Here is a 17,314-nt window from a genome sequence, read left to right as displayed (position 1 = left end):
TTTGCAGCTTCAATTACCACAAGGAGCCATCGTTTTATGTATTGGACCTTCCAATAGTGGAAAATCCACGCTGCTGGAAAAGCTGATTGCCGAGCGTCAGCTGTTACATTCAGAAGTAGTAAGCTCCGATACATACCGCGAGCTTGTTTCAGATATTCAATATATTGATTTTTCTACAGTGTCAAGAGAAGAACAGGATGTACTTTATGAAGACTACCAGCAGCTGTCTACAGAAGCATTTCATGTATTACACGAAGTCGTCTCGTCCCGTGCAAAGCTCAATAAAGTGACGTTTGTCGATGCGACGCATTTACGTCAGGCAGAACGTGCGAAATACATAGACATTGCAAAAAAATACCATGTACCGGTTCTTGCCCTTGTATTTGATATACCAAAAGATGAACTGCTCAAACGGGATGAGCAGCGCCTACAGCCACGTGGTAAAAAGCGTCTCGAGCAGCAATTCCGCACATTCCAGTATGAGCTCAGAAATATCAAAAAAGAACCTTTTTCAAAGCTTTATACTTGGCGTGGTGAAGAGCTGACGATTACAAGACAAGCATCCCCTCATCTACTGGACATTGGCAGCGGCTTCGACATCATCGGAGATATTCATGGCTGCTTTGATGAAATGATGGTATTGATCGAAAAGCTCGGCTACGAAAAACAAGACGAGCTGTATATTCATCCCCATGGCCGTCGTTTATTGTCAGCTGGCGATATAATGAGCCGTGGCCCAAAATCTATTGATACGATGCTATTTTGGCTGCGTCAAATTGAAGCTGGGGAAAGTTTTATGACTGATAGTAACCACGGCTGGAAAATTGCACGCTGGCTCCAAGGTCAAAAGGTTACACTTCAGCATGGCGATGAATACGTTGCACAGGAATTTGAACAATATGAGAAAGCTCACGGAAAAGATGCGGCGGAAGCATTGAAAAAACGTTTTGCCGACATGTTGCTTGCTGCTCCCTCTCATTACATCTTAACGAAAAATAATATTCGAAAAGTCGTTGTTACGCACGCAGGTATTTATGATCGCTACATTGGCAAGGAATCTAAACGGATACGTGATTTTTGCCGTTACGGTGATATTCAGGGCATGGACGAACACGGCAAGCCTATTCGCGGGGATTGGTTTATGGACCATAAGACTAGTGAGCTGATCGTATGGGGACATGAACCAAAACAAAAACCATTTAAAGCAAACCGTACCATTAACATTGACCAAGGTGTCGTATTTGGCGGTCAGCTAACAGCATTCCGTTATCCGGAGGAAGACTTTCTTGCCGTTAATGCACAGCACAATTACGCCGGTGATATCGGGAATCCGCTGATTGAAGCAAAGAACAAGCGATTTGCTCCGCCACAAGCGGCACATTTCGTAAATGGCTTTACCGTGCATACTGCAATAGGAGAAGAAATTGCTGTTCCGAAAGAAAAGGCACTCGCTGCTATGGATACATTCTCCCACTACACATTGCCGCTTGAGCAAGTCTTGTATATCCCGCCGACAATGAGTCCAACCCCGCAAACGTCTGCATTAGCTGATTATTTAGAGCACCCTGTTGAAGCTTTTGCGTATTACAAAAAGCACGGTGTTACACAAATGATTGCGGAGAAAAAGCATATGGGTAGCCGTGCGGTGATTTTCGTGGCGAAGGATGAAAAAATTACAAAACAGCTGCTGAATATCGAATCACTCGGTGTGATTACGACACGAACAGGGCGTGCATTCTTTGAAGAAAATTTACAGCGAGATGTTTTACAAGCGATTCATCAGGAGCTCGTGACGAAAAATTACTTTGATCAATTCCAAACAGATTACGTGCTTATGGATGCTGAAATTCTGCCTTGGAATTTAAAAGCACATGGCTTAATTGATCAGCAATATGCCAATGTTGCAGAACAAGCACTAATGGACCGGCACTTGTTGTTAAACAAGCTGCAAACAACAGAGAACGTTGATGTTTCCAATTGGGTTGATGAATACGCACATAAGCTGAAAAATGCTGTACGTTTTGATGCTGTGTATCAAAATTACTGCTGGCCGACAAATGATATCCAAGGCATTCAAATTGCTCCGTTTCATATTTTGGCCCATAGTCACACAACACATTTTGACAAACCGCATACATGGCACATGGAGATGAATGCCTTGTTAGCTGAGGATAGCTCATTATTTATAGAAACAGAATACCGTCTCATCGAGTCAGAGCAGCAAGAAGAAGAAGTAATCGCTTGGTGGAAGGATATGACGGAGCTTGGACATGAGGGAATTGTCATCAAGCCTTTCCACTTTGTCGAAAGACGAAAAGGTAAGCTATTACAGCCGGCGATCAAGGTACGCGGGCGCGAGTATTTACGCATCATTTATGGGATGGATTACACCGATGAAGCACAGCTAAAGAATTTAAAAAAGCGCAATCCTTCTCGAAAAATGCGCAATGCCCTGCAGGAATTTATCCTTGGCATGGAAGGGATTGAACGTTTTGTACAGCAAGAAAGCAGTGCCCGTGTGCACGAATGCGCTCTCGCTGCCCTAGCACTTGAAAGTGAACCGATTGATCCGCGTTTATAAAAGTTTAAATGAAAAAGAAGCCCAGCTGCCGATTTGTAAATCGGCAGCCGGGCTCTTTATATTTACATGATTGTCCCCCCTGAACGTTCGGTTTAAAACGGCCGCTCATGTTCCTCTCTGCCCTATACTTGCCCTTTACTGCTTTTAACGTACTCCGTTTTAATCCGCGTACATTCACTAATACTCTGCATCACCGCGCTGCCAAAACTTCTTACATCCTCCAAGTAGTCATAGCCAGGTGGTGAACCGAAGCTATTGAATGCCCGGACAGCGACAACTTCATATTTCGGAATGACCAGCAAGGTAACTCCTGTATATCCTAACAGCTGATAAGCACCTGCTGGAATATGCGGACTTATCTCCATTCGCTCAGCTTGTAAGTCTTGTTCTTTTTGTACAAACCATAGATAGCCGTTTTGCGGGTAATGATTTGGAACTGTCATAGGCGTTTGTAATGCTGTGGCCAAACGAAAGATTTCTTCGTCTACAACTTGTTGCCCATTCCATTTCCCTCTATTTAAATGAAGCTGACCCCAAGCAGCCAACTCACGAATCGATACATACATATTCATTTGCGAGCCATCTGTATTATCACTTGTATACCACGCTGGATCATTTAGAGAGTGGATGACTTCCGCAAAATTATCCTGCCTCTCTCCATACCATCCGGTTTCAAGGGAATGTAATGGATGAAACACCTGCTCCTGTAAAAGGGCCGCAATGTCTTTCCCGGCAGCCACTTTCACAATTTGTGTAAGCAGTTCTACCCCGATTCCACGGTATGCCCACCCTGTACCCGCCTGAAACTCCTGGATGACTTTACCGTTCACTTTTTGCAGCCCATGCGTATGCGTCAGCAGATGGCGGATTGTGACATTTTCATATATTGCTTCTTTGGATTCAGGCAAGTAAGCTGTAATCGGGTCGTCGATAGCGGCGATCATTCCATGGTGTACCGCAAAAGCAATGGCAAAGCCTATGTATGATTTCCGAACAGATGCAATATGAAATTGCGTATCTTCTTGAATCAGCCGAGCATTCGCTTTTTTAGATTGGGTCCCCCAGTACTGCTCCAGCACTACATTCCCCTTCTGGATGACCATCACACCACCGCCTGTACAGTCAAGCTGGCTAGCGGAATCTTTCACATTTTGCAAAACATTAGTAAACTCTTTTTTATAACCAATCATTGCTACACCAGCCCCTTATGTATTCTTACTATAGTTTAACGAGATGACTGTCATTTTCTCTTTACAGCCATTGGAAGCCATTATGCTTCTCATCGCAAAGTTATCCTTCGTTGTGGAGCCTAGATAGGTTCGTGCAGCAAACTCCTTCTGCAATCTATACAAGCCAATCTGGTGCAGATTTTTCCCCAATCCTTTTCCTTTAAACTTTGGATACATACCAATCCAAAACATACGCCCTTCCCTTTCTGTATACGGCTCTATATGAGGGAAAACTACCCCCGCAGGCTCATCTTTTACGAAATAAACGGTAAACATATGATCCGCTTGTACCGGCAGCTCCTCTCTCATCTGCGCTAAAAATTCATTCGCATCCTGATAACTGCTTTGCATAGTTTCCGCTAAAAAGGCAATCGAACGCCTCCCGGTAACCGGCCATACTTCAAAGGAAAGATCGGGTATCGCTATTGCGTCTGCTAATGATCTTAAATAGATCACTCTCTCACCTTCTATTGTCATATGTTCTCTTACACTGCTCATTTTGTGTAAAAGTTTCAACGGACACTGGAGTCTCACTGTGTTGTGTGTCTGCTCATCTACCTTATTGATCAGTGTTATGATAAGTGCATCGATCTCTAAAGCATGCTGTAGTTCAGTCTCCATCGTTTCTAAAATAATAGAATGATTACTTTTTATGCTATGTACACCTGCTTTATGTAATTCTTTAAGTAATGCCTCCATCTATCATCACCTCTCTTTTTCATAAGTACTCCAAGCAAACAGTAGACATATCTATAGAATGATAGTATCCCTCACACTAAAGAAATTGAATGGTTAAATGCAGATTTCTATCTTTTTTAGAGGGATGCATCATCGATAATTCCTGCATACTTTTGTCGTAAGCAAACATATATTTTTGATTTCCATCCTTTTTTACGGAAAACCTTATTCGCTCTGAAGCTATAGAAGCGAAATTTTTATCAATCGCAGCCTTACGTACTTTTTCGTTCTGGTCTTCTATATGATTCTCTTTACTATAAACACTTGGGTTGTGCTCAGGAGTAGCGAAGATGAGAAGATGCAGAGGCTTATCCGAATAATTATGATAACCGTGTACATAGTTGTTCCAGCCAAATACGATTTCATTTACATTCGCTTTTAATTGCTTGTCAAAAGAAACATCATATGTTAGTTCGCCATCGAGAACGATTGCATGATCCTCGCCGTGTGGATGAAAGTGTGCGGGAATTCCTTCCTCCCCCTTATCCAATTGAAAGTAAAGGATACGATGGTTTAAATCTTCACTTTCCCATACTTTTATGTATTTTTCACTTGAATCCATCAGGGTTCTTATATTAAATGTTTCCATTTTATCCCCTCCTTTTGTCTCATCATAACGGAATTTTCGATAGCAGGCTTCAGTTAACAATAACGATATTTGTTTTACGCAGTTGTTTTGGTAATAACACCATCTAACCCTATTTCAATTTACTCTATATTGGTTTACATAATAATTTTATTGAATAAAATTCAATCTGTTTTTTATAATAGGTCTTTCATTTAAAAAGGATTATTGAATCCAGTGCGGTGGTGGCTGAATGTGCGGAGGCAATATCGTTTTGTCATCGCCTTTTGCTGAATTAATTTGCATTTGCGTTAAAAACATACTTGTAGAGAGGTTCGCACCGCTTACATTGGCATCACGCAAGTCTGCCCCGATAAAATCAACACCTCTTAAATCCGCTTTTTGCAAATCTGCAGCTATTAAATAAGCACCTCTAAAGTCAGTCATTCTTAAGTCTTTCCCTTTTAGATTCTTGCCCATCCAATCAACACCCCTGCAGTGCTTTCCATTCTTGCTCATATGGCCGCTTGAAATCAGCTTACTGCGGATGTATTCACTTGCTTCCAAAAGCAGTTCATTTACCGGCATACGGCAGCTTATCATATCCAACGACAATAAACTATCGGCATCTAGATCAGCCAAGTGCTGTAGCTTTTCCAGTTGCTCGGTTAAGCGATTTTTCAAGGCTGGTGAAATATGATAAGTTAGGGCTTCCGCAGTAAATGCAATCATTTCATATAGCTGTTCCATAACGGGAAATACAGTAAACATTTTATTGGCGATTTCGGGATGTTCCTGCCAGCTTTGACCATTAAATGTTTCCTGCGAAACTTTTTGACCGGCACCTAAGCAATCGAACACTGTACACCCCTTAAAACCTATATCCCGTAAATTTTGATGGGTTTTACAGCGAAAATCTTTCTGTAAGTTAGGACAAGGCGTCCCCGCAGTCTTATTTATTGCAAAATCGCTTGATGCCATAATATTAAGTGCTACGCAGCAAAGTCCAAAACATTTTGAGCAATCCGCCTGCAAAGTTTCTCTGATTTTTTTAGCTGTATGATTGTCCATTTGTATTCCCTCTTTACGTTTCTACTTAGTTAATATATACATTTCTAAAATCTATTGTACATCAATTTTCCACAATTTGGTTTGATTGTTTTGAAAACTTGCCGGTCCCTTTAGTAATCTTTATTAAACTTCCCATTACATCCATTCATTAGAAAATAAGCAGATTGTTTTTCAATGTCCAAGAACGCAAATCACGTATTTAATACCGTCTAAAAGGAACAGATAGATGCTATTTAGTTTTTCTAAGCACAAAAAAGGCAAGATCCAAATTGGATCTTGCCTTTGAATAGTTTACGAATTAAGCTTCTTGTGCTTTGTTACGTAATACCATTTGCAGGATACCACCGTGACGGTAGTAGTCTACTTCTACTTCTGAGTCGAAACGAGCAAGAGCTTTGAACTCTTTAACAGTTCCGTCTTCAGCTTTAGCAGTTACAGTTAGGATGTCACGTGGTTTTACATCGTCAGTAATGTTTACTGAGATTTCTTCACGGCCAGTTAAGCCTAAAGTATCTGCTGATTCACCTTGCATGAATTGAAGTGGTAATACACCCATCATTACAAGGTTAGAACGGTGGATACGCTCGTAAGATTGTGCGATTACAGTTTTCACGCCAAGTAGGAATGTACCTTTCGCAGCCCAGTCACGAGATGAACCCATACCATAGTCGTTACCAGCTAATACTACTAAGCCAGTACCTTGTTCTTGATATTTCATACATGCATCATAGATGTACATTACTTCGTTTGTTGGCCAGTAAGTAGTGAAGCCACCCTCTGTACCTGGTGCAACTTGGTTGCGGATACGGATGTTCGCGAATGTACCGCGCATCATTACTTCGTGGTTACCACGACGAGAACCGTAAGAGTTGAAGTCACGGATTGCTACGCCGTTTTCTTGTAAATATTTACCTGCTGGAGTATCTTTACCGATTGAACCAGCTGGTGAAATGTGGTCAGTTGTGATTGAGTCACCGAACTTCGCCATTACGCGTAAGCCATCTAAACCTTTGATTGCTTCAGGCTCTTTAGAAAGACCAGTGAAGAATGGTGGGTTTTGGATGTAAGTTGACTTGTCATCGAATGTGTATAGAGATTCAGTTGAAGTCTCGATTTCATTCCATTTTTCGTTAGCAGTAAATACTGTTTCGTATTCTTTTTGGAATAGTTCACGAGTTACTACTTTGTTTAATACTGCGTTTACTTCTTCAGTTGATGGCCAGATGTCAGCGAAGAATACTTCTTTACCTTCTGGAGTTACTGCGATTGCGTCTTTTTGTAAGTCGATATCTACAGTACCAGCTAAAGCGTAAGCAACAACCAATGGTGGTGAAGCTAAGAAGTTAGCTTTTACTAATGGGTGTACACGACCTTCGAAGTTACGGTTACCAGAAAGTACTGAAGTTACGAATAAGTCGTTAGATTTGATTGCATCTTCGATTTCAGGAAGTAATGGACCTGAGTTACCGATACATGTTGTACAGCCGTAACCAACTGTGTTGAATCCGATTGCATCGAAGTATTCTTGTAAACCAGAATCTTCTAGGTAACCAGTTACTACTTTAGAACCTGGTGCTAAAGAAGTTTTTACCCATTTAGCAGGCTTGATGCCTAACTCAACAGCTTTTTTAGCAACTAAACCAGCAGCTAAAAGAACGTATGGGTTAGAAGTGTTCGTACAAGAAGTGATCGCTGCGATCGCTACTGCACCAGCAGGAATTTCTACATCGCCTTCTGCAAATTTAGCAGTAGATGTTTTTGTGAATTCCTCTTCAGTTAAACCGAAACCTTGAGTACCTTGTGGAGCTACTACTGATTCACGGTAAACGTTTTTCATTTGAGTTAAAGGAATTAAATCTTGTGGACGTTTTGGACCTGAAAGGTTCGCTTCGATTTCAGCAAGGTCTAATTCGATTACATCAGTGTAAACTGGTTCTAATGATGGGTCGAACCACATGTTGTTAGCTTTTAAGTAGTTTTCTACTACCGCGATGTGCTCTTCGTCACGACCAGTTAAACGCATGTAGTTTAATGACTCGTCGTCGATTGCGAAGAAACCACAAGTAGCACCATATTCTGGAGCCATGTTAGAGATTGTTGCACGGTCAGCAAGTGGTAATTTAGATACACCAGGACCGAAGAACTCAACGAATTTACCTACTACGCCGCGTTGACGTAATACTTGAGTTACTTTAAGTGCTAAGTCAGTAGCTGTAGTTCCGTTTGGAAGTTCGCCTACTAATCTTACACCGATAACTTCTGGAATTGGGAAGTATGAAGGTTGGCCAAGCATACCTGCTTCAGCTTCGATACCACCTACACCCCATCCAAGAACACCGATACCGTTGATCATTGTTGTATGAGAGTCAGTACCTACTACTGAGTCTGGGAATGTTTCGAAAGTACCGTCAGTGTTTTCTTTAACGTGTACGATTGGAGCTAAATACTCTAAGTTAACTTGGTGAACGATACCAGTTGCTGGTGGTACAGCACGGAAGTTATCATAAGCAGTTTGAGCCCATTTTAAGAAGTTATAACGCTCAGCGTTACGTTCGAACTCAAGGTCCATGTTCGCTTGAAGCGCAGCTTCGTTACCGTATTTGTCAACTTGTACTGAGTGGTCAATTACAAGGTCAACAGGAATTGCCGGGTTGATTTTCGCTGGGTCTCCACCCATTTCCTTCATAGCTGAACGTAAAGAAGCTAAGTCTACTACTACTGGTACACCAGTGAAGTCTTGTAATACTACACGTGAAGGTTTGAATGGTACTTCAGCTTCAGTGTTAGCGTCTTTGCCCCATTTAGCTAATTCGTTAACGTGATCTTCTTTGATTACGTAACCATCGTATTGACGTAATACAGATTCTAATAATACTTTAATTGAGTAAGGAAGGCGTGATACATTTGCAATACCAGCTTCTTCGATTGCAGCAAGACGGTAGTAGTTGTACTGTTTACCGTTTACTTCGAAAGACGCGCGGCTATTGTGTAAGTTCTCTTGTGCCATTTTGTGTGTCCCCCTAGATTTCATATTGAAAAGGCTGTGTAAAGCTTCTTTTCTCCATCACTTATCATAGCGCACTTTCATACATAAGTAAATTACATTAATATTATCTTTTCCGATAAGTTTTCTTTATGACTCATTAAAAATGTGTCATTTTTACGCATGAACGAGCAAAAATCGCCGTAACAGAAATTATTCTTACATAACTTTTATCCTATTTCCTCAAAACGATCATATATTTTTGCAACCGTATGACTATACAGCGCAAAAAAATCGCTTGACTCCATCTTTATGCTATCACTGATTGTCACAATCAATGCATTCGTTTGCAATTCAAATGGAAGATCTTTAAGTAATGTAAGAATTAACTCATCGCACCAGGCTTGACTTTCTTCCTCTTCTACATACGGGTATCTCGTCACGATCATGATCGTATTTTCATGAAGCTGTGCAAAAATGTAGTGATCATCTACCTGCCGAATGATTTCTTCTTCCAGCTTGTCCTTTATGATCATCATAAAGTGAAGCCAATTGACTTGATTTACTTCTTCCCTGTTTTTCACTTGGATATGCGTACAATACAAAAATTCTCCGTCTTTCGTCTTGTTGAAAAATTCTTGTCCCTCCCGCAGAAAATACTGTAATGGATAAGCACTTTGCTCCGGTGCAGGATTTTCATAAGCAGCCCCTATTTGATAAGCCCATTGATAACGTAAAACAGAAATTTTCAATTGATCCCTTATTTCATCAATAAGAGGCTTGTACGCCTCGCCTGAAATATACTCGAGCTGCGTCTGGATATGCTCACTTAAATAGGTCGCATAAAGCAGCGCTTCAGGTTTTTCAAATAACGGTAACAGTTTCTGATAAATAACTAACCCCTGCTCTACTTCCCCCTGCTGGATCGCAAGTGTCGCTCCCAAAACCGATACGAGTACTTTTTCTCCTGCTGTCTGACAATATTCAAGCCGCCACTTATAAAATTCTACATAGCTTTCTGCCTCCGCCAAATATTGGCCGTCCAGCAAACTAATGACAAGCTGCAGCTGTGCGTTGCAAAGAGAGAAATAGTCTTCAAGCTTTATGTCCTCCACAAAAAAATAAGCCATTTTCGCATAATCGATGGCACGCTGATAATTCTTTTTCTTTAAATATAAATAACTTAGAATCTGATAATAGACTCCCAGCAGTTCATAATCACCCTGCATTTTTGCTATTGGAATGTCATGCTCAATCCGTGCCTTCGTTTCAGCTGTTTTGTAATTAAAGGTTACCGCCATCCCTAAAACTTTCGCAAGACGCAGCTTATACTCAGGTAACTGCTGTTCATCCATTAACTTCTCTGCATGGTGCAGTACTGTCATTGCCTGTATGAATTTCATATCATTAAAATAGCATATGAATTGATCTAAATAACACCCTAATAAGGCAGGCAAATTGTTTGTTTGGAAAAAATAGCGCTCCTGCTTTTTCAGTTCTAGTATACCCGCTGCGTCAGACGAATAGTTACTGAGACGGCTCATCCTTTTTGTACACCTCCCTGTAGCTTAAAAAGTTATAGATTTTTTTGGCATTAAAAATTGCGTCTTCAATAACCTGTTTGATCACTACCCGGTCTTTTTCTGCCGCTGTCATCAAGATTCTAAGTTCACGGGCCTGCATGCTGGCAAATTCTTTTGGATAACCCTCTCTGCTCTTTTTCTGCTCTAAAAATAACATATAAAAATCGGAATCCAAAAAATGATGCATTTCTGTACTTTCCCGTAATTTCGGTGAGCATACTTGGTGATACCAGTAAAACAATCCATTTGTTAAATAAATGCTTGCCACAAACAGCAGACCGGTGTTTCCTCTATAATTGTGTTTGAAATTTGAGACTGCATTCAAATTTTGTAATATAGCAAGCAAAAAATCAGTGGAAGGATAAATCATTCGCTGCTCAATATCAATGATTAAAGAGCTATCATCATTGGAAAGGTACTGCCAAATATTAAATGCGACTCGTCTTGTCAACAAGATATCGGATCCTTCTAATAGAAGAAGGTCCCGAATATGCTTGTACTCATCTGCAAGCCTTATGAATTCACTTAGCTGTTCCTCGTTATCCAAAATATATAAAGAGTGATGCTTTCTTATCAGGTCTTGCATAAAAAGACCCCCATTTATCACTTGTAGTTTTCTTAATTTTCTCACAAGTAATAAAAATACACAACGAATACACTGGAAATAAATACAATTACGAAAGTTTCATCCAGCGCTGAATGAAAATAGACGTGACGCTGCGCAGCTTTTCATAGCGGTTGGAAAACTTCAGTGTAAAGTAAAACGTCTGCATAAAATGAAGAATATTCGTCCGAGCTCTGAACCACTCCTGTGTATAGCCAAGTTCATAGCTGTACATCTCCAGCTTATCGAAAACCTGCTCTACCCATTCAACAAGGATCTCTTCTTCAAAGCCCTTTTGAATCAGCCCGTCTATTATTTTTACAAAGCGTTCTTCCTCATCATCTGTATAGACACGTCCCTTCCAGAAAGCTTCTTTCACTTCCTGAAGGATGTATGGTGCATGTTTCATATCAAAATAGCGGTGCTGGATCACTGCAGCCAGCAGGTCACTTACATGGGCAACCGAATGTGCCCATCCTTTTTCATCGTTTACAAAGCTGCGCAGATCCCGCTCGCGTGCAATGAACTGAAGGGCTTGTTTCGTCACATTCTCTAAGGATTTTTCATCTAAAAGCTCAAGCTGGCGATCTGCATGTAAAATAGCAGTCAGCCATAGCGCAGAGAAAGACCTTGTAAATACGAAATCGCTCTCTGCTTCACCGACCCCTTTTAATAAATAGCTCTGGCCAACTAGTGTATCTGCGAAGTTTTTCAGTATCTCATGCGGAATTTGATCGGCTGACAATAATTCAACAAACAGCCGGTAATTATATAAATCCCGAACCTCCCCATTTGGGTGTCCAATATGTTGAAGCATCTCGTCAAAAAAATGAGGATGCTGCTGTATGTAATTGCTGCGCTCTTCATAAGGCAAGGCGAGCACCTGCTGGTAATGTATCATCAAAAAAATTCCTCCTAAATCCATCGTTAGTGTCATTGTAGAAGACAACGCCCGATTTTTCTAGGAGAAAGGGTTATTCACTATTTAATTTAGATAAAAAGCATCTTCCGCTTCAAACAACTCGCTTACTTCGATTACCTTATCAGAAAAGCTATTTACAAGCTCCATGTCCACGGTATTAATCAAATTTGTCAGGACAATAGATGTGCATTCAAACTTCCTTTTCTTTTTCATCGCATTAAAGCCTTCTATAAATCTGCTCGATAGAAAGCTAGAACCATCCGTAACAAATAGGATATCCGCTTCGTTAAATTCACTCTTTCCTAAAATATCGAGAGAGGCACGCAGAGGTTTTTCATAGTTCGTACCACCGCCTAGAAACTGATTGCTAAAGCGAATAATTTCCTTTGAGGTGGAACGTCCCTTCGGAAAAATAAGAATGTCTCCAATATCACTGGCAAATGGAATAATAGCGAAATCACGCTTTTGTCTTCGTGCAATCATAAGGAGTGCTAGACAAAATGCCTTACTTTCTTCCTTAATAGACGTCATCGAGCTGCTTTCATCCATACAGATAATAATCGGTCCCCGGCCTTTTCGATTTTTCCCCTTCGTATCAAAGACAAAGGTTTGCTGCTCGGCATACCTTCTCAAAAAGTCCAGTTTGGAATCCGGCATGATCAGGTTTGCCACCTCGGTCGGCAACAGTCTTCCCACCTCTTGTCCAACCGTGACACCTTTCCGCTCCATTGTCACTTCTTGTTTTGTTTTCATCCTTTTCTTTGCAATTTTTTTAAAACGCCCCGTCATTTCTGCTATTTTCTTTAATGTATCATGATTTTGGATATGTTCGATCAACTGGAACTGTTCACTCATCGGTAACTGCTCTATCTTTTTTCCGTCCAGTGTGCCAATTTCAAGCACGGTTTGCTTCGTTTTACTTGCCTCTTGTTTTGTTTCAGCTAAAATCTCTTGCAGCTGCTGCCCTGAAACTTTCTCTATTACATCCTGTATTAGATTTTCCGCTTGCTCTTTATCCTGCTGCGCATACGATAATTGTTTTTGGATAAACTCTCTTTGAAGCTTCGCCCGCCGCTTCTCCTGCTCACTTGCATGTGAACGATTTTGCTGACTATTCAGCTTCAACTGGGCTTTTGCGCTTTCTTCACTCCGCTCGGCACGTTTTCTCTTCAACTGGGCTTCTCTGATTTCATTGTTGTGGTTTAATAATTCCTTTAACCGCTCTCCTACCGATACTGCTGTTAGAACTGACAGCAGGTCATCTGAGGCAGTCAACGTATGCCAGCGCGCATATTCATCTGTCTGCATTAACTTTGACAGCAAACTAAATTGAGTAACATAGTGATCCCTGCTTGCTTGATCAAGCATAGGCTCTAGAGAATAAAAGGCATACCATACATCACCGATCATATTCGTATAGCCTGGATAAATTCTTTCCCCGTCAAGACATACATCACGTAACACCTGCGCAAGGCCGGCAAGCTCATTGAAACGTTCAAATTGCCGTTCTGATGAAACAAGCACCGTCTGATTGTACGTGAGCGTGTTTAATTTTGTATTCATCCTCTCTCACCTGCCGTTACGAAACGCTTTACTAGCCGCCTCCGTTATATGAATAGCTTCAGTTTATAATGAATTTTCCGGCACGATATTAAAAGCCAATTACTTCACTCGTCATCTGTAACAGCCTCTGATGCATCTCATTTTTCAGTGACACAAGCTCTTGTCGGTTCGGTATTTGCTTGTTCATCTCCTGGACTTCCATAAACAGCGTCTTTCCTTGCATCAGCAACTCACTCAGCCTTGCCCGCGAGCCTGGTGTGCGATTGATAAGAGCATTCTGTGCATGCAATACAATCACCTCAAACTCAGGCACGACCCGGTTAATAAATGTTTCCACTGTATCATGCACCATCTCGTAAATTATTTCCTTCGTCTTCCCTTTTTGATCCGCTGTTTCCCACAGTGCATGTTCTAAAATGGTCATGTCCGAACGGTTAACCTCAAACCGTCCATCAAGATAGGCCTTGGCGCGGAGCAATGATAAAGATTGTTTAAAACGGCGGTCTGAAGGACGAATCCCTTCGTCTCGCAATTTGCTGCGGACTTTAGCCAATGCTTTATAAATAGCATCGGGGATTTTCACTGTTTTCACCCGCTCCTGGTGATACAGAAGCTCTGAAAATGTTAAGCGCGGAACGGAAATTTCCTGCTCGTCCTTCAGCATCGAGATGAATAATTCCTCATCTCGAATGTACTCAACCTCATATCGTAATAAAAATCGATCAAATAATGCTTCTAACCCTTCTCCTTCTTCAATATATTCATTAGAAGAACCTACAAGAGTCATAAGTGGTGTCGGGATTGGCACACCGTTATTGTAAAAAACACGTTCGTTAATCAAGGTAAGGAGTGAGTTCAATATCGCTGAATTTGCCTTGAAGATTTCATCGATAAAAGAAAAGTGGGCTTCTGGCAGCATACCTGCTGTATTTCTTTTATAGATACCCTGTTCCAGATCCTTTAGTGATAGGACGCCGAAAAGTTCCTCCGGTGTACTAAATGGTGTTAGTAAATGCTGGAAATAGTGACTGCCTTCGACAATTTCGCCCAGCATACTTGAAAGTGCACTCTTGCCGGTTCCAGCCGGACCGATAAATAAAATATGCTGTCGGGAAAGAAGAGCTGTCATGAGCGCTTCAACCTCGGTCTCCCGATCATAAAATTTACTGTTCAAGCACCGCTTTATTTTTTGCAACTGTACATATGACATGTTCTACTCTCCTTTCTCTCCTCATATTTATGTGAACACTTTCAAAAATATCAAGAATCCATTTCATTCCTTTTTATAACTTTTCACATAGATCTTGCTTTTTAAACCTTTATCCCTCATATCATCCATTTTCTTTATTAGATAGCAGGATAGCAGCGAAAATCCTGCGCCTTTATCATAAGTTCGCTTGCTGGCTAAACCATTTTCATAATTATTTTCTCTTTGTAGGTTAGGAATTTGGTTTTTTGTGAAAATAAAGGATAATATCGATTTCGACAAAGGAGGGCTTTTATGGCGGTCATTAAAGTTTCCACCTCAATCTTTTCGGCCATTAAAACGATTGAACGTGCAATGACCAAGGCAACGCGGGGCGATGAAATCCATTTGGCGTCCGGTCAATATAAAGAATCTATCCAGTTTCATGAAAATGTTTCGTTTACCGGAAAAAATATGAGGGATACAATTATCGAGGGACTTCTTATCATTCCTAAGCATACAACGGTGACATTTGAGCAATTAACAATTGTCCCTACTGCCCAGCTTTTTATTGAAGGAAGAGCGATTTTTAAAAACTGCCTTTTCCAAGGAGCTCAAACGAATGTCATCCTGTCCTTAAGCAATGGAGAAGTTGAACTTGAAGACTGTACGATCGAGCAGGCAAAGGATGTCGGCATGACGTTATTTAATGGAAGTGAAGCAACGATCAAAAATTGTTTGTTTAAAGGAAACGGAAAATCCCACCTCCTGCTGGAAAGCTCGCATTTAACTATTGAAGACAGCGAACTAACAGACGCTGTACACAGTATGTGGCTGAAGGATGAGGCAACAATCAAAAGTGTCGGCAATCACATTCATCATCACAGCGGTACTCAAATCGTCGTGCAGGAACAGTCCGCATGGATTGATTCATCAAGTACCATATCAAACGGAAAAGGAAACGGCATTTATGCAACAGGCGAATCGAATGTTACGCTGATCGGATCGTACCTGCACCAGCAGCTGCTGCCGCAGATTTGGATGCAGGAAAGCTATTTGACTGCTACGAACTGTACGATTGAAGCTGGCGAGGAATCCGGCATCATGCTCCGTGAACGTGCTTCTGCAGAAATTGCAAATTGTATGATTTCCAACCATAAGATCGCAAATGTTCAGGCAACAAAAGAATCTCGCTTAAATATAGAAGGCTCACAGCTACATAGTTGTGAAGGTGTCGGCGTCCAGATTAGAGAAAAATCCATCGCCAATTTCCTAGATACAACATTTGCCGAGCATGTACTGTCACAGCTTTTCATTACCGAACAATCGATTACCTCATTAAAGAATTGTGTATTTAAAGACGGAGAGCAAGTAGGCATATTGCTAGAAAAAGGCGGCAATTGCACAGTGGTCGGCAGTTCGTTTGTCAATCACCGAAATACAGCCATCACTGTCATCGAGGGCGAGCTCACAACGCTGGATTGCGAGATGGCGTATAATGACGGGAACGGCATATTAGCTGTAACGAATGCAAAGGTACAAGTGGATAATTGTCGTATGTATGCGAATGAAATGCCACATATTGCTGGTAAGACGAACGCTGTTATCACCATACAGCAAAGTGAGCTTTACGAAGGAAAAAGCCTCTATGTGATCGGTCAGTCGCAGCTCACTATGTCAGACAGCAAAATATACAACAGCGACGGCGTCCAGATTGAAATTAGTGACGAGACCGAAGCAAAATTGGCACGGTGTACAATTTCAAACGGAAAAACAAACGGCTTTAAAGTGTTGCGCAATTCCAATTTGGAACTTGACGACTGTCAAATTTCCAACCATACGCTGCCGCAGATCGTATTAAACGATAGCTCTCTCACAATGAAAAACAGTGAGCTGCTCGATGGAGAACGCAATGGGCTGATTGTCGAGAACAATAGTGAAGCATATATCCATGATTCGTTCATTACAAAACATGTATTTCCGCAGATTTGGATTGACCTCGCTTCATCTGTCGAACTGAAAGATACGCAAATTACCGAAGGGACCGAGTCCGATATTTATGTGCAGAATAAATCTTCGCTCCATGCATCGAACTGTATCATTCGTAATGACAGATTCCAGTACAATGTGCAGGCAGTAAATTATTCAAACATTACACTTGAAGATACACTCGTTGAAAACTCTTTCGGAAAAATCTTCTACAGCGAAAACAATAGTGTGATTACCCACTCATTAGATGAAGTAAGCGACTAGCCGTCAGACGGATTTGGGACTGCATGCAGTTTGTTG

At 41.2% G+C, this 17,314-nt stretch carries 12 protein-coding genes; 2 read left to right on the top strand and 10 right to left on the bottom strand.

The window, feature by feature from the left end; all coding sequences use genetic code 11:
* The first annotated feature begins 1 nt into the window (after nucleotide 1).
* On the top strand, nucleotides 2–2,581 hold the full coding sequence (locus tag AA0Y26_RS10470) for a polynucleotide kinase-phosphatase (protein WP_413367616.1): 2,580 nt from the start codon (nucleotides 2–4) through the stop codon (nucleotides 2,579–2,581).
* Nucleotides 2,582–2,703: 122 nt separating this feature from the next.
* On the opposite strand, the gene AA0Y26_RS10465 is transcribed toward AA0Y26_RS10470, so the two are convergent.
* The 10 genes from AA0Y26_RS10465 to AA0Y26_RS10420 all read right to left on the bottom strand — a co-directional run bounded on the left by AA0Y26_RS10465 (nucleotide 2,704) and on the right by AA0Y26_RS10420 (nucleotide 15,049).
* Nucleotides 2,704–3,771: a serine hydrolase domain-containing protein gene (locus AA0Y26_RS10465; protein WP_413367614.1), complete on the bottom strand. Its 1,068-nt coding sequence runs from the start codon at nucleotides 3,769–3,771 to the stop codon at nucleotides 2,704–2,706.
* Nucleotides 3,772–3,786: 15 nt separating this feature from the next.
* A complete protein-coding gene (locus AA0Y26_RS10460) occupies nucleotides 3,787–4,509 on the bottom strand; it encodes an N-acetyltransferase (RefSeq protein ID WP_413367612.1) in 723 nt (240 codons plus the stop codon).
* A gap of 76 nt (nucleotides 4,510–4,585) precedes the next feature.
* Entirely contained in the window at nucleotides 4,586–5,137 is a 552-nt protein-coding gene (locus AA0Y26_RS10455) for a cupin domain-containing protein (RefSeq protein WP_413367610.1), read from the bottom strand.
* 201 nt (nucleotides 5,138–5,338) lie between these two features.
* A complete protein-coding gene (locus AA0Y26_RS10450; RefSeq protein WP_413367608.1) occupies nucleotides 5,339–6,184 on the bottom strand; it encodes a pentapeptide repeat-containing protein in 846 nt (281 codons plus the stop codon).
* A 298-nt stretch (nucleotides 6,185–6,482) separates the two neighbouring features.
* Complete coding sequence (gene acnA / locus AA0Y26_RS10445) at nucleotides 6,483–9,191, bottom strand: aconitate hydratase AcnA (RefSeq protein ID WP_413367606.1); 2,709 nt, start codon at nucleotides 9,189–9,191, stop codon at nucleotides 6,483–6,485.
* Between the two features lie 206 nt (nucleotides 9,192–9,397).
* Nucleotides 9,398–10,711, bottom strand: coding sequence for a hypothetical protein (locus AA0Y26_RS10440; protein ID WP_413367604.1), 1,314 nt, complete (start codon nucleotides 10,709–10,711; stop codon nucleotides 9,398–9,400).
* Entirely contained in the window at nucleotides 10,695–11,336 is a 642-nt protein-coding gene (locus AA0Y26_RS10435) for a hypothetical protein (protein ID WP_413367603.1), read from the bottom strand. The genes AA0Y26_RS10440 and AA0Y26_RS10435 overlap by 17 nt, the downstream gene beginning before the upstream one ends.
* Nucleotides 11,337–11,424: 88 nt before the next feature.
* Nucleotides 11,425–12,255 carry a DUF2785 domain-containing protein gene (locus AA0Y26_RS10430; protein ID WP_413368155.1) on the bottom strand — a complete coding sequence of 277 codons (831 nt, stop codon included), beginning with the start codon at nucleotides 12,253–12,255 and terminating at the stop codon, nucleotides 11,425–11,427.
* 84 nt (nucleotides 12,256–12,339) lie between these two features.
* On the bottom strand, nucleotides 12,340–13,839 hold the full coding sequence (locus AA0Y26_RS10425; protein WP_413367601.1) for a VWA domain-containing protein: 1,500 nt from the start codon (nucleotides 13,837–13,839) through the stop codon (nucleotides 12,340–12,342).
* Nucleotides 13,840–13,927: 88 nt separating this feature from the next.
* Nucleotides 13,928–15,049: an AAA family ATPase gene (locus AA0Y26_RS10420; RefSeq protein WP_413367600.1), complete on the bottom strand. Its 1,122-nt coding sequence runs from the start codon at nucleotides 15,047–15,049 to the stop codon at nucleotides 13,928–13,930.
* 291 nt (nucleotides 15,050–15,340) lie between these two features.
* Between AA0Y26_RS10420 and AA0Y26_RS10415 the strand changes: the two genes are divergently transcribed.
* Complete coding sequence (locus AA0Y26_RS10415) at nucleotides 15,341–17,278, top strand: right-handed parallel beta-helix repeat-containing protein (protein ID WP_413367598.1); 1,938 nt, start codon at nucleotides 15,341–15,343, stop codon at nucleotides 17,276–17,278.
* Nucleotides 17,279–17,314: the final 36 nt, after the last annotated feature.

The sequence above is a fragment of the Lysinibacillus canaveralius genome, from assembly GCF_047301505.1.
Lineage (GTDB): Bacteria > Bacillota > Bacilli > Bacillales_A > Planococcaceae > Lysinibacillus_B.
The sequence above is the reverse complement of the archived record's forward strand: the minus strand, read 5'-3'. Positions and strand labels throughout refer to the sequence as shown.